Raw genomic sequence first — 16,657 nt, forward strand, 5'->3', positions numbered from 1 at the left:
CTCCAGTGATTGGAGGCGGACTACTTTTTTTGAAATATAAGACATAAAGTATAAGTTTCGCACCATACTTTATGTCTTATATTTCCCGTTTATACTTGTAGGATTCTATTGTTGTACTAATGTATCTCTGATAAATGCGTTCCAAATCAGTTGCTGTACGGTGCCAATTGAAGACCTCAAGCGCATCTGCTCTTCCTTGTTTCCCAATGGTTGCTGCTAACTCCGGATTCCGGCCTAGTCGCAGCAAATATCTAGCGAAGGGCAAGGCCTCGCGATATCGTTCCACCAGATAGCCGTTATGGCCGGAATCGATAATCTCACGGATACCGCCATTGCTAGAAGCGATGACGGGCAGTCCCGAGGCCATAGCCTCTACATTAACAAGTCCAAAGGATTCATGACTCTGAGAAGGACATACAAAGCAATCAGCGGCTTGATAAAGGGTATGAATATCTTCATGAGCTACATTTCCGAGGAAAGAGACGGGTACTCCCAGCCGCCTTGCAAGCAGCTTTAGCTGACGCAAATACGAAGGGTTGCCTTTGCCTGCAATTACAAGATGAACGGGAAGATGTTTATTTAAATGGTACATAGCGCGTATCAATATGGGCACCCCTTTGCGGGGAATGACTCGACCGACGAATAAGACGGTAAAGGCCTTCGGGAGTCTGTAAAGTCTGCGAAGATGGTATTTTTCCTGTATGCCTACAGGAGTGAATCGATCAAGATCTGCTCCGAGCAGGACAATACGGATTTCATTGCTTAATTGAGGGAAGCGGTGAGTCAGTCTTCGTTGTAGAGAGTGGCTGTTCGCAATAATCAGGTCTGCTCTTGCCAGGGCCCTAGCAGTCTTATCTGTGTCCGGTGTGAATGTAAGAGAATGCAGAAATAGAAATACCGGAAGATGAGGGAGCCGTTTCTTTACAGCAGACATAAGATGGGGGCGATTATCAATCTGAACGATATCAAATGACTCATTCTGAATATAGTCTAATACCGAAGTACGATAATGGACGGGAGTACTTGCAGGCAACCGAATGATTCTGACCTGCTCTAATATTGAGGCATCGGGCAGTCCCGGAGCTCTTCGGCTCACAATGGTAACCTTATGTTTCTCAGCCAGCCGTCTGGCAATGGCCCAAATGCAAATTTCTACTGAACCGTCTCCCGGAACCGGGAGCCGTTCCGGCGCAATAATACAAATATGCATGGTTCATGCCTCCTCTGATCCGCTAATGGTTATCCTCTTCCCACCATATGCAGCTTTAGTATCTGGAGATACATCTGAAAGCGGAGAGGGCGTTCAACCCATGCCATTCATATTGCCGATGCATAAAATACTAAGGCTAAGCAAGGCTGTGATCATTATTTGAGTGATAGGGGAGAGGGCAATTGGGAACGAAGTCAAAGTCGGCGTTGACCAGCAAATGGATTAAAACCAAGGTGCTCATGCAAAGTTCCGAGATTTCACCGCTGATTCCAGAGACTGTAAGGTTTAGTAAAGCTAACTTAAAGACGATGCTGCTGAAATATGGGATGATTTACGTTAAGCCGGAACGTGGTACTTACGGTAATGGTGTGATGAAGGTTGAACAGAGTAAGGACTCTCATGGAACAGAATACAAATACCAAAGTGGAACAAAGATAAAAACGTTTGGAGTCTATGACACCTTTTATTCATCACTTAAGAAAGCGACACGCGGACGTAGTTACTTGATTCAGAGAGGAATTGTTTTACTGAAGCATGGTAAGCATCGCTTTGACATCCGTGTGATGGTCCAGCTCAGTCCGCGTGGCAAATGGGAAACTACCGGATTGATTGGCCGAGTAGCTGAGAAAGGCAAGATTGTTACCAATTATCATAACGGTGGTACGCTAATGTCTATGGAGAAGCTGCTGTCGCCTTATTTGAACGATGCTCAGCAAGCTCAGATGCTTAAGATATTGAGAAAGCTAGGTGAGGATACCGGACGTTTCTACCATAAGAAATATCCTGGGTTTAAACAGATTGGTGTAGATGTAGGATTAGATAATCACATGACGCCTTGGATTATTGAAGTGAATACTAGCCCGGATCCGTATATTTTCAAACATCTTTCTAATAAAAGCATGTACCGCAAAGTGATGGCTTATCGCAGAGCAAATGAGAAGAAGAAGACCGTTAGCTGATTTGTTTCTTTGTATTCGCTATAACAAGGGAAACCTTTTGTTCCAGCTCAATTATTTTTTGTTTGTGGGTTGCGATCTGACGATAACCAGAGACCAGTGAAGATAGGGATTGGGTGGTTAGCGTAAGATTTTGTTTACGAATCGCTGCTTTAAAGTCCGTCCAATCTGCTGAGACACGTTTGTTTAACGAGGTGATCACGCTCTTGTTAGATTTGATCGTGATTTGAGGACTTTCAATGCCAGCTAAGGTTTTGCGAGCTTCAGCTATCTTTTGGGTACGTGTTTTTTTCGCAGCGTTTAGCTGATTCTGCTTATCGCTGATCTCTTGGCGTGCCAACTGAACCAAGATCTTCATAGCGTCACCTTGGGCACGCAGTACGGTATTCAAGGTCTTATCCTTAAGAGTCTTGGCGATACTAATTCGCTTGTTAAGCGCACTATACTGATCAAATAAGGGCTGATAGCGTTGCTTACAGCTCTTAACGGAGGCTTCCAAGCGGTTCACTACTTCAAGATCGATCTCTTTCATTTGTTGACGTACAACAACTAGCGACTGCTCATTGTTGTAGTGGAGGATTCGAATTTGCTCCTCGCGCTGATCATACTGCAGCTTTAAGGTGGATAAATCATTGTAAAGAGAAGTCAGCTTAACCCTGGCAGGACCATCTGCCGTTGCGGCCGTCAGATCAAAAGCCGCTTTAACAGAGGGGGTTAATTCTGTTGTGGATGCAGCAATAGCTCCAGATGATGTGCTTAGCAGTAGCAGGATCGCCAGCAGTAATAAGGGCACCGACTTTAATGTTTTCATTTGTTCTCCTCCTATTGTCGTAACCTAATGGCAACAAAAAAAAGCACCCGTAGCAAAGGCAAAAGCCTTTATTACGGGTGCTTCCAGCGTAATAGGTCACGAACGATATTATTATGTTTAATAATAGTTTGCCCCAGGCCATCCAGTCAATATTTAAAATTAAACTATTCCCTATTCAAAATGATACGCAGGGCATTTCTATACTCACTTCTCTTATCGTATACTGAACTTAGGATGGAATAAAGGATGCAACGTTCGCAACAAAGGAGGTCTGGCGTAGATGGATAACGCGGTAGAATACAGCACAATGTTGGAACATGCATTTATGAGGTCGCCAGAGGGAATAGCCGTACTGTCTTTGAACGATGGTAAGGGCAACTGGCTAAAGGTCAATCCGGCTTTTTGCAATTTACTTGGCTTTACTGAAGCTGAGTTTCTTGCTGGGGCTATTTTTGCAGAAATGGAAAATAGACAGACGTCTTCGAAAGAGCTTTCCTATAGATTGGTGATGGACGAGCTTCAGAATTCTCCAGCAGGGAGCTGGAAGAAGGAAGAATGCTTTTACAAAGGGGATCACCCGGTATGGCTTTCCCTGACATTCTCAGGATTTGGAACAACAGGACAAGCCCCTTCGTGTATTATTGTGTACGCCGAAGATATTACAGACCGAAAGATTGCAGACCAACAAATGGAAGATCAACGAGATCTAGAGGAACAGATTTATCAAAGTGAACGTAATTATAGATTGATGTCCGAGAATTCGCTGGATTTAATCTCGCGTCATGCAGTTGAAGAGCGCAAACAGTTCGAATTCAAGCTTCAAGAGAATGAACAGCGCTATAAATCCTTATTTGAATATAATCCTTCTGCTGTGTACTCCATGAATTTGCAAGGGGATTATTTAACAGCCAATGCGAATCTGGAGAAACTGACAGGGTATTCGCTGGAAGAACTGATCGGAATGTACTTTGGTCCCGTTGTGCATGAGAAGGACATGGAGAAGACGCTGTATCATTTTAACTTAGCCGCTAAGGGCTATCCTCAAAGCTATGATCTGACACTTATTCATAAAGAAGGCCATTTTATAGAGATTAATACCACTAATATTCCGATCATTGTAGACGATCAAGTGGTAGGCGTATACGGTATTTCCCGTGACATTACGGAACGTATAAGATATACGGAACAAATCGAAAAGCTAAGCAATGAATACACCCTTATTTTAAATGCGGTTTCGGAGGGTATTTTTGGACTCGATATGGAGGAGAAGGTGACCTTCATCAACCCAGCAGGTTTGCATATGCTCGGCTATGAACATGATGAGATTATGGGTCATACCTATCTAGATCATATTCAGCAGACAGCGCTTGATGGGATCCATTACCGGCCAGAGGAGTCGCCATTAATCAAAGCCATTAGGTCAGGGCGATCTTACCAGAGCAAGGATGCAGTCTTATGGCGTAAAGATGGCACGAGCTTTCTTGCAGAGTACCAGGTAACGCCTCTTTTTGATAAAGGTGAATCTAAGGGTGTTGTAGTCGTGTTCAGGGATATTACAGATGAGAAGGAGATCATTCGTGCCAAGGAATCTGCGGAAAAAGCGGACCAGGCTAAATCAGAGTTTCTGGCCATTATGAGCCATGAAATACGCACGCCTATGAACGGCATTGTGGGGATGATTGATCTGCTTGCCGAGACAGAACTAGATGAAGAACAACGTGAGTACACAAATATTATTAAGGAGAGCAGTAGCTCTCTTCTATATATTCTGAATGAAATTCTCGATTACAGTAAAATTGAGGCCGGAAAAATGATGATCGTACATGAGCCCGTGCATCTTCGAGAGGTACTGGACAGTGTAACGGATCTATTTATGGCTAAGGCTTTGGAAAAAAATCTTGAGCTGTCTTACAGCATGGCACCAGGAGTTCCTACGTTCATTATGGGAGATGCAGGACGATTACGTCAGGTATTGGTTAATCTGGTTAGCAATGCGATTAAATTTACTGACCGAGGCAATGTCTGTATTTACGTGGAGCGGAATTTGTCCGTGGTTTCAAAGAAATCGACTTTGAAGTTTAATGTCAGAGACACGGGGATAGGTATTCCTTTAGAAAAGCAGCATCAGTTATTTCAATCATTCTACCAGCTGCACTCCTCGTTTAATCGTAAGTATGCTGGGACGGGTTTAGGACTAGCCATTTGCAAAAAGCTCGTCGAGCTGATGGGCGGAGCCATTGCGGTGGAGAGTAGCGAAGGAGAGGGCTCTAATTTCTATTTCACGCTACAGATTAATCCTGAAAGCGGAGATGAGAGTGATGAAGAAATAGTTGCTCAGACAGAGCAGAAACCCGCTCAGGAAATGGAATCAGGATTTGATTTAGAGGTACCTATGGATGCTGGTGAAAATGTGATTCTACTCCCGGAGGGCAATGCCCTTTCAGCTTCTAAGCCGATTTCTTCAAAAGGAGAAATGTCCTGATGAAGCATAGAAACTCCAGTCTCAGCAACAAACTACCGGCGGATCCATACACACAGTGGGAGGCTGGGGTTTCATCTCCGTCTTCTGCTTGTGGACCTGCGACAATGGCAGCTTTAACCGAGTATTGGAATACCCAGCTAGGAATGGACTTTATTCGTGGCACAGGTCATTTTCACTCCAAAGCAGATCATATTAATTACATATACAGTCATCACGGAGGAACCCCTTTAGGCATGAGTACACGTCGTTTTGTAAAGGGAATCACAGCTTATATCAACGCTTCAATCTCGCCAGAGGGGGAGTATAAGCTATCTATCTCTACTTTTAACGATTTCGATGTGTATAAAGCGGAGATTGATGCAGGTCGACCAGTCGCTGTTAAATTTGATAAATGGTTTAATTTTCGGTGGAGAGGGAGCTTTGCTTACGACTACCACTGGGTATTAGGTATAGGATATGAGGTGCCTGATAACGGGGATCGTCCAATTCTCATCATTCAGGATAATGGTGTGAGGTATAAGGACGGAAGAATTGCTCTTTGTAAAGAACGGCGCATTCCATATTATTCGAATAAAGACATCATTACGATGGTAGGTTTGAATATCTTAGAAACACCTAGTTAATCGCGATCTGCTAAGGGAATTCCTCTGGAAAAATGATCTAATTATTTTGAGTCCAAACGTTTGCACAAATGCGAGGATCATACTATAATCCAGTTAATAACTGGAAAAGGGGATAGGTGCTTTGTCCGTACAAAAGGAAATGAAGGAACCCATTTATTATGGTGATCCTGCGACTACTAGGGGTATTTCTGTTTTTGCTCAGGAGTTTGATCAGTTGTTCAGCTACGACGGCGATGATCTGGGACTGACCTATTCACCGGCCTGCTCATCATTTTGCTTGTGGGCTCCTACGGCTCAGGAGGCAGAGCTAGTAATCTATGATTCATGGCAGGGAGCGGCGGAGAGCAAATATGCTATGATTCGCGATATCCGGGGAACGTGGAGAGCTACAGTTGACGGTGATCTGGATGGCAAATTCTATACTTACCGAGTGCGTTTAGGTGAACAGTGGAATGAAGCAGCTGATCCTTATGCACGGGCTGTTGGCGTGAACGGTGACAGAGGCGCTATTCTAGATTTGCGCAAGACAGACCCTGAACGTTGGACGGAAGATAAGCCGCCGTTTGAGGATCCTGTGGACGCCATTATTTATGAACTTCATTTGCGTGACTTATCCATTCACCCGGCGAGCGGGATGACTCATAAGGGACAATATCTCGCTTTGGCGGAAGAAGGAACCCGCGGACCTGAGGGTATTCTAACCGGACTTGATCATATCGCAAATCTCGGTGTAACCCATGTGCAGCTATTGCCTATTTATGATTATTCTACAGAGAGTGTAGATGAGACGAAGCTGGATGAACCTCATTTTAACTGGGGTTATGATCCGAAGAATTATAATGCTCCTGAAGGCTCCTATGCTACGGATCCCTATATGCCCGGACTACGTATTCAAGAGCTAAAAACAATGATTCAAGCGCTTCATGATCGTGGCCTCCGTGTCATTATGGATGTTGTTTACAACCATGTGTACGATGGATATCGCGTGAATTTTACTAAACTGGTTCCAGGCTATTATTTGCGATATAAACAAGATGGAAGCTTGTCGAATGGCTCAGGCTGTGGGAATGACGTGGCTACAGAACGCTTGATGATGTCCCGCTTCATTGTGGAGTCCGTGGTCTATTGGGCTAAAGAATACCATATCGACGGCTTCCGGTTTGATTTGATGGGCTTGATGGATGTTGATACGATGCGGGAAACTCGGCGGCGTCTGGATGGAATAGATCCATCCATCATGACGATTGGTGAAGGCTGGATGATGGGAACAGAGCTGCCGATGGAACGGCTCGCTCATCAGAAGAATGCCTCCCTTATGCCGGGAATCGGACATTTTAATGATGACTTCAGGGATGCGATTAAAGGAAATATCTTTTTGTATGATCAGCCGGGCTTCATCAGTGGAATGATGGGTCTGGAGCCTGCGATCAAGGCGGGGATTGCGGGAGGAATTGACTTCAGCCCAGGAATTAAGCAATTTGCCGAAGAGCCTCAGCAGAACGTTAATTATGTAGAGTGTCATGATAATCATACCTTATGGGATAAAATCGTATTGTCCACCGAGGGCGAGACGGTCGCTCAGCGCCGATCCATGCATAGGCTGGCTTCTGCGATAGTGTTCATGAGTCAGGGGATTCCTTTTATCCATGCGGGTCAGGAATTTATGCGCACCAAGAACGGAGTGGAGAACAGCTACAAATCCTCGGTTGAGATCAATCGTATGGACTGGGAATTGTGCGCTGCGCATCAGGAAGAAGTGGCGTATATGAAGCAGCTAATTGCACTGCGTAAAGCTCACCCGGCCTTCCGTATGCGAACCGCAGATGACATTCGGAAGCATTTGGTTTTTGAAAAAGCACCGGCAAGTGCAGTAGCTTATACACTGCGTGGCCATGCTGGAGGAGATGCAGCGAAGCATATCTACGTTCTTTTTAATGCGAATGCTGAACAGACCGCTGTGGTTCTGCCGCAGCTTGGAGAGTGGAAGACCATCTTTGGCGATGAACTTGCGCTGGATCTGACAGGGAATAAGTTAACTGTAAATGGGATTGGGACAGTAGTACTGACAGTGAAATAGATAGTCTTTTATAAGATCAATATTGAAAAGCATGCGGAGTAACGTACTTTAATCAGGTACAGTACACTGTGTGCTTTTTTTTGTTTTTCTATTTTCTTAATTTGATTGTTTCATTTTACATAAAAAGGTGACATTACTCATTTTCGATGACGATATTGGATGTTAATATGAAGGCATTTACTTTGACGCTTTAGAGTGGCATAAGCTTGACCTCAGACAAACATAGAGCGTATTTATCTTTTTCAACGGTTTAGAAAGTATATATTGGGGTCCCTGCAAAGTACCTGTGTACGCAGTGAAGAAAGCTTCACTTTGTGGGGATATTTTAGAGAGGATGACAGAGATGGGGAAAGCAACCGGATTTTTAGAATTTGAACGGCAGACGCCTGCGGAGTGTGAGGCGCTTGAGCGGATTAAGAATTGGGATGAATTCTCGATTCCTATGGAGGAAGAGAAGCTGCGTGAGCAAGGTGCGCGTTGTATGGACTGTGGCACACCATTTTGTCATGTAGGACGTCTGTTGTCTGGTATGGCTTCCGGTTGTCCTCTGCATAACTTGATTCCGGAATGGAATGATATGGTCTATCGTGGAAACTGGGAGATTGCGCTGAAACGTCTGCACAAGACCAATAACTTTCCTGAATTTACTGGACGTGTGTGTCCGGCGCCTTGTGAAGGTTCTTGTACGGTGGGGATGAATGGCAAGCCCGTTACGATTAAATCGATTGAAAAAGCGATTGTAGATAGAGGTTTTGAAGAAGGTTGGATTGTGCCAGAGCCGCCGCTTTCCCGCACAGGTAAAAAAGTAGCTGTAGTGGGTTCAGGTCCAGCAGGCCTTGCTTGTGCTGCTCAGCTTAACAAGGCAGGGCATACGGTGACTGTGTATGAACGGGCAGACCGGATTGGCGGTTTGTTGACCTATGGTATTCCGAACATGAAGCTGGATAAAAAGACGGTGCAGCGCCGGGTGGATTTGCTTGCGGCTGAAGGGATTACATTCGTGACTCATACAGAGATTGGGCGAGATATCTCGGCTGCACAGCTTAAGGCGGAGCATGACGCAGTAGTCTTGTGTGGCGGGTCCACGCAGGCACGTGATCTTCCGATAGAGGGTCGAGAGCTGCGCGGAGTTCATCAGGCTATGGAGTTTCTAACGTTGAATACTAAGAGCTTGTTGGATTCAGAACTTGCTGATGGCGAATATCTGTCTGCGGCAGATAAGGATGTAGTTGTAATCGGTGGTGGAGATACTGGCACGGATTGTGTAGCTACGTCGATCCGCCACGGCTGTCGTAGTGTGATCCAGCTTGAGATTATGCCACAGGCCCCACTGACGCGTCAGCCTAGCAACCCGTGGCCAGAATGGCCAAAGGTTCTTAAAGTTGATTATGGACAAAAAGAAGCGGAGCAGTTGTATAAAGAAGATCCACGTCGATATCTTGTTTCGACAAAACGTTTTATCGGCGATGACGGTGGATATGTGCAGGAGCTGCATACGGTACGAATTGAGTGGACTCGTAATGAACAGGGACGGATGGTTCCGGTTGAAGTACCCGGCAGTGAGGAAGTGCTAGAGGCGCAGCTAGTACTGCTCGCTTTGGGATTCACAGGCCCCGAAGAGACTGTACTAGGCGAGCTTGGGGTAGAACGCGATGAGCGCGGAAATGCCAAGGCGGAGTTCGGTGCACAAACGACCAATGTAGAAGGTGTATTCACAGCAGGCGATATGCGCCGCGGACAAAGCCTTGTTGTCTGGGCCATTGATGAGGGTCGTCAAACGGCCCGCGAAGTGGATCGATTCTTGATGGGATCATCGAATTTACCGTAAGGGTAGAAGCATATAGAGCAGGGCGTTCCTTTTAGGGAACGTCCGCTTTTGCGTTGTGGGTATATTCAAGGTTAAAATTATGATCTGAGCACAAGATTTATTTAAGTTAAGTCGAAAAGGAGAATACATTGATGAAGCTAATGTTTATTTCCGATATTCACGGATCTTTATTCTGGTTAGAACGGGCATTGGAAAAGGTAGAGGAAGAACAGCCGGACAGTCTTGTTATCGTAGGAGACTTTTTATATCACGGTCCCAGAAATCCACTGCCGAAGGGTTACGACCCACAGGGAGTTGCTAATAAATTGAATGAATATAACCAAAAGAAGCCCATAACGGCAGTACGCGGTAACTGTGATGCTGAGGTGGACCAGATGCTGTTGCAATTCCCGATGATGGGCGATTATGTCATGCTCCTGCATGAAGGCAGACGAATCTATGTTACACATGGTCATGGCTTTAGTATTGAGAATTTACCGGCACTATCCGAGAAGGATATCTTTATTCAGGGGCATACCCATATTCCGGTTGCGGACGTAAAAGAGGGCGTATTCGTGCTGAATCCCGGCTCCATTTCACTGCCTAAAGAGAATAATCCGAATTCTTATGGTGTCCTTGAGGCTGGAGAATTCATCGTTAAGGATTTTGAAGGCAATGTGGTAAAAAGAATTACCGTTTAGTTTGATATTCTGTCTAAAAGAATCTCCGGAGATCGAGAGATTGAATAAGGGCGATAACGCCGAAAGATAACATTACTAGTCCAGACAGTTTGTTGAAGAAGTGCTGTTTCGAGCTTCCGAATGTCATGTTGTTCCTGAACAAGGCGGTACTCCCTGTCAAAAAAATCCACCATAACGTGGAACCTAGAAATACACCGCCAACTAAAAACGGCATATTGGAGCTGCTATGAGACAGAAGAACACCTGAGGCACTGAAGACACCAAGGAAAAAAATAATCGTCATGGGATTGGATAACGTCAGCAGCAGCGTTACTGCGTATGATTTCACTGAGTTTGTTTTTGTATCGGATTCAATGTTTCTCTTCCTCGGAGGAACTAATAGCGAATTTATACCCAGATAACAAATAAATAGTCCGCCTAAGGCTTGTAGCACCGTTTTGTGATCAACCAGATGAGCGGTTAGGGAGGATAAGCCGAATCCGGCGATACTGCCATAAACTGCGTCAGCTGTGGCTGCTCCCAAGCCGCAGCATAGACCGGTTTTGAATCCTGAGTTTAACGTTTTCTTGATGCATAATATGCTGATAGGACCTAACGGAGCCGCAATAGAAAGCCCCAACAGAATTCCTTTGGCGATCCACTCCCATGCCATAAGGAATCACTCCTTTTATTTATTCTTCTTTTAGCGTGGACAAAGTAAATACAGTATTGGATCTTACAATGTCATGATTGGCTTTGAGCGTATGCGTTATAAATTCCTCCAATTGGGATAAATCCATCAGCCCCACCTTTAAGAGATAGTCGTATTCCCCCGAGATATGATGACATTCAAGTACTAGTGGGGATTGAATAATAGTTTTGCGGAAGTGCTCTGTTTCAACCGAGCCGTGCAGCTGTACAAAAATATAAACTACTAGATTTTGCCCTATTGCTTTGCGGTTCACCTTGACCGTGAATTGATCAATCACTCCGCTATTCTCCAGCTTACGGATTCTTTCAGTGATGGAAGGCACGGACAAATGAACGATTTTACTGATTTCGGAACTAGTCATGCGTCCGTTGCTCTTCAACAGCTCCAAGATTTGCAGATCGATGTCGTCCATTACATTTCACTCCTTTAAGTTAATTATACAAAAGGCAATAAAAATGAAAATAGAATCACTATAATAAGTAAAAATATTAAATGATATTCTCTTTTGAACTAAAATAATTAAATAAAGACTCGTTGAAACGGATTAAACCTAAAAAGTTTAACTGTAAAAGGTTGTGGCGAACAAAAAGATTTCTTCCAACATTATTAGTGTCTCAGGGAATTGAGCGCTAGAACATATTATTGTATGATGGGGAAGGAGTTTTAAGGGTAGGGCTAGCTCCAAATATAATAGTAGAGGTAGTTAACACATGAATCCTAAAGAATTGAACTATACAATGCCACCGGAATGGGGCAAACATGAACGTACTTTTATCTCCTGGCCGGTGCAGGAATCCATGTGTTTCCCGGATAACCATGAGTCTGTATGTCAAGGTTATACGGAGATTATCACAGCCATTGCTGAGTTTGAACCGATCACGGTCATCGTTAACCCGGAGGACGTGGAAAGAGTAGAACGTCTGGTTAGTGGACCGAATGTAACGCTGCTGCCTATAGCGCATAGCGATGCTTGGCTGCGTGATAACGGACCTACCTTTGTTGTTAATAAAGACGGTGTTCTAGCAGGTGTGAACTGGAAGTTCAATGCCTGGGGCGGTAAATATTCACCTTGGGATCTGGATGATGAAGTGGCGCCACAGATTCTCGAACACTCACAAGTTACACGCTTTGATGCACCGCTGGTGATGGAAGGCGGCTCGATCCATACGGATGGAGAAGGCACTTTGATTACTACAGAAGAATGTCTGCTCAATACGAACCGTAACCCGGATTTGAAGCGCGAGGATATTGAAGAGTACGTGCGGAATTATACGGGTACAGATACTATTATCTGGCTTAAACGTGGTTTAAGTGGTGATGAAACCGATGGCCATGTGGATAATATCGCCTGCTTTGCTGCTCCGGGAAAAGTCATTATTCAGGTCTGTGAGGATCCGCAGGATGAGAATTTTGAGATTACACAGGAGAATCTTCGTATTCTGGAGAATGCGACAGACGCGAAAGGGCGTAAGCTGGAGATTATCAAGATTCAGCAGCCACCACGGGTGGATCATGACGGCAGCCGTCTGACGCTCAGTTATTTAAACTTCTATTTCGTAAACGGTGGAATTATATTGCCTGTGTTTGGCGGTACAGCGGTGGAGACAGATAAACTTGCCGAGGAAGTGCTGGCTGGTTTATTCCCCGAACGTAAGATTCGTACAGTTAACGGTATGGCAGTCATCACTGAAGGCGGGAATGTTCACTGCACTACGCAGCAAATGCCTGCTCAGCAATAATTGAAGGAAACTAAACGTCCAAAGGGACATTTATATACAAGGAGGACAGATTCTTGAGAAATGTAAAAGTAGCTGCGACACAAATGAGCTGTTCCAGTAATATTGATGAGAATATCCGCAAAGCCGAAACCCTGGTTAGAGAAGCAGCGGCACAGGGAGCGCAAATTATTTTGCTGCAGGAGCTGTTTGAGACTCCATATTTCTGCCAGAAAGAGAAAGCTGATTATTACGCATATGCAACAGAGCTAGAGCATAACAAAGCGATTAATCATTTCACAGCAGTAGCCAAGGAGCTGCAAGTGGTGCTGCCGATCAGTTTTTATGAGAAAAAGAATTACGCACGTTACAACTCACTGGCTGTAATAGATGCCGATGGAACGATATTAGGTAAATACCGCAAGAGCCATATTCCAGATGGTCCAGGGTATGAAGAGAAATTCTATTTCAATCCGGGAGATACCGGCTTTAAAGTATGGAACACTCGCTATGCCAAAATTGGCGTAGGGATTTGCTGGGATCAATGGTACCCAGAAGCGGCTAGAGTAATGAGTTTGATGGGAGCAGAGATTCTGTTCTATCCAACCGCTATCGGATCGGAACCGCAGGATGGATCGATCGATTCTAAAGATCATTGGCAGACCTGTATGCTTGGGCATGCAGCAGCTAACCTTATTCCAGTCGTTGCCTCTAACCGTATCGGTGAAGAAATTGATGAAGATTCTAGCATTAATTTCTACGGCTCTTCCTTCATTGCCGGACCGCAAGGTAATAAAATTGTTGAAGCAGGCCGAGATGAGCAAACCGTGCTGGTGAGCGAATTTGATCTGGATGCTTTGGAAGTCGGACGGATCGAGTGGGGAGTTTTCCGTGATCGCCGGCCAGATCTTTACAAAATGATTGGTTCTTATGATGGGGATATCATACTTTAATAGAATGCACAGTTAAATGTGCTAAAGGCATTGCTAGAGAGGATAGAATCTCTGGCAGTGCCTTTTTTGATATTTCAGAGAGAAATACGAAGGTTCTTCAAGTAGCACTACGCATAAAAGTCACAATAAAACATATTTATGTTATTTAACATTACATTTAATAGAAAAGTTAATTGTCACCAATTCTTAATTCTGTTAAAATCTCTTTAAGTTATTTACAAAAAATAGGTTAAATGGAGATGGTGCTATGGGAAAAGGTTGGATTATGTCAGCTTTTGTTGCATTGATGATCGTGGGATTAGTGGGATGTGGGTCGAATAATGCAAATAGCAATAAAAGTGCGGGAGTAGAGAAGATCAAATTTGCCAGTGATGCTAGTTATGCGCCAATGGAATATATGGACACGGATACGATCAAAGGATTTGATATTGATTTCATTAAGGCAGTTATGGAAGAAGCCGGACTTAGCTATGAGGTCACCAATACAGGCTGGGACACGATGCTTACGAGTGTAAAGCAAGGGACGGAGTATCAAGCGGGACTATCTTCAGTATCCATCACGGACGAACGTAAAGAAACGTATGACTATTCCATTCCTTATTTTGAATCTACCAACATGATTATGGTCAAAGAAGGCAGTGATATCAAAAATGCCCTCGATCTTAAAGATAAAAAGGTTGCTGTGCAGGCTGCTACTACCGCCGATGAGCTAATGAGTGGAATTATGGGGATTGATAACGCAAATCTGAAGCGTTTTGACAGCAATGCGGTAGCGTTGATGGAACTGAATGGTGGTGGAGCCGACGCGGTTGTGGCAGACATTGCCATAGTGCGTGAGTACATGAAGAACAATCCGAAGCAGAATTTGGTGGGAATCGTGGACACAGAGAATTTCGGAGCTGAATATTACGGTATTCTATACCCGAAAGGCAGTGATTTAAGAGCGAAACTGGATCCTGCCATCCAAAAGGTATTGGAGAATGGAAAGTATGCGGAGATCTACAAAACATGGTTCGGCGAAGAGCCTAACTTAGATAATCTGTTGAAGGCAAAATAAGAGGAGAAGCTAATAGGCGTGCGTAATGATTGCTATTGCGCATGCTTCTTTTTTAATCATTTGTGACCTAAAGAAGAGAAGAGAAGGGAAGAGAAGAGTCCTATGGATTTTAGATTGGACATCATCATTCAGTATTTGCCTGTCTTATTAAAAGGGACCCTGCTGACGATCGGTATTTCTGTGGTCTCTATTTTATTTGGCTCTATTTTGGGTCTGGGGATTGGATTCGGAAAAATGGCACCAAAATGGTATTTGCGCTGGCCTTTTCATTCTTATATCAATTTCTTTCGAGGGACACCGCTGTATGTGCAGATCCTGATTGTTCACTTTGGAGTGATTCCCCCAATTTACGGTAAAACCAATGCGCTGATCACTGCGTTTGTTGCATTGTCGCTTAATTCGGCAGCTTATTCCGCTGAGATTTTTCGGGCAGGTATTCAATCTATCGACCGCGGACAGCGGGAGGCAGCTATTTCACTTGGGATGACAAATTGGCAGGCGATGCGATTTATTATTTTACCGCAGGCGATCAAACGGATGGTTCCGGCTTTTGGCAACGAATTTATTGTATTAGTAAAGGACTCTTCACTTCTTGCGCTCGTAGCCGCACCGGAAATTATGTATTGGAGCAATACAATGAAAGGGCAATATTTGCGGATCTGGGAGCCTTATTTGACGGCGGCACTTATTTATTTCATTCTCACCTATACTCTTAGCAAGCTGCTAAACTACGTCGAACGGAGGCTGTAATATGAGTGAGCTTATGATTTCAGTGCGAAATTTACATAAATCATTCGGAACAAATGCAGTGTTGACCGACATATGCATTGATATTTTCAGTCAGGAGGTTGTGGTGGTGATCGGCCCGTCTGGATCAGGTAAATCTACCTTTTTGCGATGCCTGAATTTACTGGAGCAGCCGCAGAGTGGTGAAATTGTGATCGAGGGCACCTCATTGATGGACGCGAGTACTAATATTAATGCTATCCGCACAGAGCTAGGAATGGTATTTCAGCAGTTTAATCTATTTCCACATATGAAGGTGATTGAGAACATTATGCTTGCGCCGATTCGGGTGCGGAAATGGTCTCCAGATAAAGCTCGGCAAAAAGCGTTGGAACTGCTGCAAAAGGTAGGATTAAGTGAAAAAGCAGAGATGTATCCAGCTTCATTGTCCGGAGGTCAGGCTCAGCGGGTTGCGATTGCTAGGGCGCTGGCGATGGAGCCCAAAATAATGCTTTTTGACGAACCCACCTCTGCGCTGGATCCGGAAATGGTCGGTGAAGTGCTGGCAGTGATGAAGGATTTGGCCCGTGAGGGGATGACGATGATTGTGGTAACCCATGAAATGGGCTTTGCACGTGAGGTTGGGGATCGTGTGCTGTTCATGGAACAGGGCGAAATCGTAGAAGAAGGCAGTCCGGAGCAATTGTTCGGAAATCCTATGCAAGAACGGACACAATCTTTTCTATCAAAAGTACTGTAAGAGTTTGGAAAAGTAGAATATTGCTATTTTATCAGGTATATTAGAAGAGTAAACCGTGATTCAGAGATCTACTATGAAAATTCTGTCG

At 44.4% G+C, this 16,657-nt stretch carries 15 protein-coding genes; 11 read left to right on the forward strand and 4 right to left on the reverse strand.

The window, feature by feature from the left end; translation table 11 throughout:
- Positions 1–76: 76 nt before the first annotated feature.
- The gene (locus tag NSU15_RS01535) at positions 77–1,210 is read right to left on the reverse strand and encodes a glycosyltransferase family 4 protein (RefSeq protein WP_339288872.1); all 1,134 of its coding nucleotides are present in this window, start codon (positions 1,208–1,210) and stop codon (positions 77–79) included.
- A 182-nt stretch (positions 1,211–1,392) separates the two neighbouring features.
- Here NSU15_RS01535 and NSU15_RS01540 point away from each other — a divergent pair, with 182 nt between their 5' ends.
- Complete coding sequence (locus NSU15_RS01540; protein ID WP_339288874.1) at positions 1,393–2,169, forward strand: YheC/YheD family protein; 777 nt, start codon at positions 1,393–1,395, stop codon at positions 2,167–2,169.
- Here NSU15_RS01540 and NSU15_RS01545 read toward each other — a convergent pair.
- Positions 2,162–2,977 (reverse strand): hypothetical protein, encoded by an 816-nt coding sequence (locus NSU15_RS01545; protein ID WP_042123515.1) that lies wholly within the window; start codon positions 2,975–2,977, stop codon positions 2,162–2,164. The genes NSU15_RS01540 and NSU15_RS01545 overlap by 8 nt on opposite strands.
- 280 nt (positions 2,978–3,257) lie before the next feature.
- Between NSU15_RS01545 and NSU15_RS01550 the strand changes: the two genes are divergently transcribed.
- The 5 genes from NSU15_RS01550 to yfcE all read left to right on the forward strand — a co-directional run bounded on the left by NSU15_RS01550 (position 3,258) and on the right by yfcE (position 10,667).
- Positions 3,258–5,459, forward strand: coding sequence for a PAS domain S-box protein (locus NSU15_RS01550; RefSeq protein ID WP_339288876.1), 2,202 nt, complete (start codon positions 3,258–3,260; stop codon positions 5,457–5,459).
- Positions 5,459–6,082, forward strand: coding sequence for a C39 family peptidase (locus NSU15_RS01555; RefSeq protein WP_052414426.1), 624 nt, complete (start codon positions 5,459–5,461; stop codon positions 6,080–6,082). The genes NSU15_RS01550 and NSU15_RS01555 overlap by 1 nt, the downstream gene beginning before the upstream one ends.
- 121 nt (positions 6,083–6,203) lie before the next feature.
- Entirely contained in the window at positions 6,204–8,159 is a 1,956-nt protein-coding gene (pulA, locus tag NSU15_RS01560) for a type I pullulanase (RefSeq protein ID WP_339288878.1), read from the forward strand.
- Between the two features lie 343 nt (positions 8,160–8,502).
- Positions 8,503–9,987, forward strand: coding sequence for a glutamate synthase subunit beta (locus NSU15_RS01565; protein ID WP_339291206.1), 1,485 nt, complete (start codon positions 8,503–8,505; stop codon positions 9,985–9,987).
- Positions 9,988–10,118: 131 nt separating this feature from the next.
- Positions 10,119–10,667 (forward strand): phosphodiesterase, encoded by a 549-nt coding sequence (gene yfcE / locus NSU15_RS01570; protein WP_042123522.1) that lies wholly within the window; start codon positions 10,119–10,121, stop codon positions 10,665–10,667.
- 13 nt (positions 10,668–10,680) lie between these two features.
- On the opposite strand, the gene NSU15_RS01575 is transcribed toward yfcE, so the two are convergent.
- Entirely contained in the window at positions 10,681–11,319 is a 639-nt protein-coding gene (locus tag NSU15_RS01575) for a LysE family translocator (RefSeq protein ID WP_042123523.1), read from the reverse strand.
- Between the two features lie 19 nt (positions 11,320–11,338).
- Positions 11,339–11,770 (reverse strand): Lrp/AsnC family transcriptional regulator, encoded by a 432-nt coding sequence (locus tag NSU15_RS01580; protein ID WP_076116494.1) that lies wholly within the window; start codon positions 11,768–11,770, stop codon positions 11,339–11,341.
- A 298-nt stretch (positions 11,771–12,068) separates the two neighbouring features.
- Here NSU15_RS01580 and NSU15_RS01585 point away from each other — a divergent pair, with 298 nt between their 5' ends.
- The 5 genes from NSU15_RS01585 to NSU15_RS01605 all read left to right on the forward strand — a co-directional run bounded on the left by NSU15_RS01585 (position 12,069) and on the right by NSU15_RS01605 (position 16,569).
- Positions 12,069–13,097, forward strand: a complete 1,029-nt coding sequence (locus NSU15_RS01585) for an agmatine deiminase family protein (protein WP_339288880.1) — start codon at positions 12,069–12,071, stop codon at positions 13,095–13,097.
- Between the two features lie 53 nt (positions 13,098–13,150).
- On the forward strand, positions 13,151–14,026 hold the full coding sequence (aguB, locus tag NSU15_RS01590; RefSeq protein WP_076116496.1) for an N-carbamoylputrescine amidase: 876 nt from the start codon (positions 13,151–13,153) through the stop codon (positions 14,024–14,026).
- A gap of 247 nt (positions 14,027–14,273) precedes the next feature.
- A complete protein-coding gene (locus NSU15_RS01595) occupies positions 14,274–15,083 on the forward strand; it encodes a basic amino acid ABC transporter substrate-binding protein (protein WP_042123530.1) in 810 nt (269 codons plus the stop codon).
- 102 nt (positions 15,084–15,185) lie between these two features.
- Positions 15,186–15,833, forward strand: a complete 648-nt coding sequence (locus NSU15_RS01600) for an amino acid ABC transporter permease (RefSeq protein WP_042131777.1) — start codon at positions 15,186–15,188, stop codon at positions 15,831–15,833.
- A gap of 13 nt (positions 15,834–15,846) precedes the next feature.
- Complete coding sequence (locus tag NSU15_RS01605; RefSeq protein WP_042131778.1) at positions 15,847–16,569, forward strand: amino acid ABC transporter ATP-binding protein; 723 nt, start codon at positions 15,847–15,849, stop codon at positions 16,567–16,569.
- Positions 16,570–16,657 lie beyond the last annotated feature (88 nt).

It is taken from the genome of Paenibacillus sp. FSL E2-0201, assembly GCF_037963325.1.
Taxonomy (GTDB): Bacteria; Bacillota; Bacilli; order Paenibacillales; family Paenibacillaceae; genus Paenibacillus_AQ.

Bases quoted from the DNA above. Each gene is read 5' to 3' on its own strand.
- NSU15_RS01535 (WP_339288872.1), bottom strand. From the start codon at position 1,210: ATGCATATTTGTATTATTGCGCCGGAACGGCTCCCGGTTCCGGGAGAC.
- NSU15_RS01605 (WP_042131778.1), top strand. From the start codon at position 15,847: ATGATTTCAGTGCGAAATTTACATAAATCATTCGGAACAAATGCAGTG.
- NSU15_RS01575 (WP_042123523.1), bottom strand. From the start codon at position 11,319: ATGGCATGGGAGTGGATCGCCAAAGGAATTCTGTTGGGGCTTTCTATT.
- NSU15_RS01585 (WP_339288880.1), top strand. From the start codon at position 12,069: ATGAATCCTAAAGAATTGAACTATACAATGCCACCGGAATGGGGCAAA.
- NSU15_RS01545 (WP_042123515.1), bottom strand. From the start codon at position 2,977: ATGAAAACATTAAAGTCGGTGCCCTTATTACTGCTGGCGATCCTGCTA.
- NSU15_RS01595 (WP_042123530.1), top strand. From the start codon at position 14,274: ATGGGAAAAGGTTGGATTATGTCAGCTTTTGTTGCATTGATGATCGTG.
- NSU15_RS01600 (WP_042131777.1), top strand. From the start codon at position 15,186: ATGGATTTTAGATTGGACATCATCATTCAGTATTTGCCTGTCTTATTA.
- NSU15_RS01565 (WP_339291206.1), top strand. From the start codon at position 8,503: ATGGGGAAAGCAACCGGATTTTTAGAATTTGAACGGCAGACGCCTGCG.
- NSU15_RS01580 (WP_076116494.1), bottom strand. From the start codon at position 11,770: ATGGACGACATCGATCTGCAAATCTTGGAGCTGTTGAAGAGCAACGGA.
- NSU15_RS01550 (WP_339288876.1), top strand. From the start codon at position 3,258: ATGGATAACGCGGTAGAATACAGCACAATGTTGGAACATGCATTTATG.
- NSU15_RS01555 (WP_052414426.1), top strand. From the start codon at position 5,459: ATGAAGCATAGAAACTCCAGTCTCAGCAACAAACTACCGGCGGATCCA.
- yfcE (WP_042123522.1), top strand. From the start codon at position 10,119: ATGAAGCTAATGTTTATTTCCGATATTCACGGATCTTTATTCTGGTTA.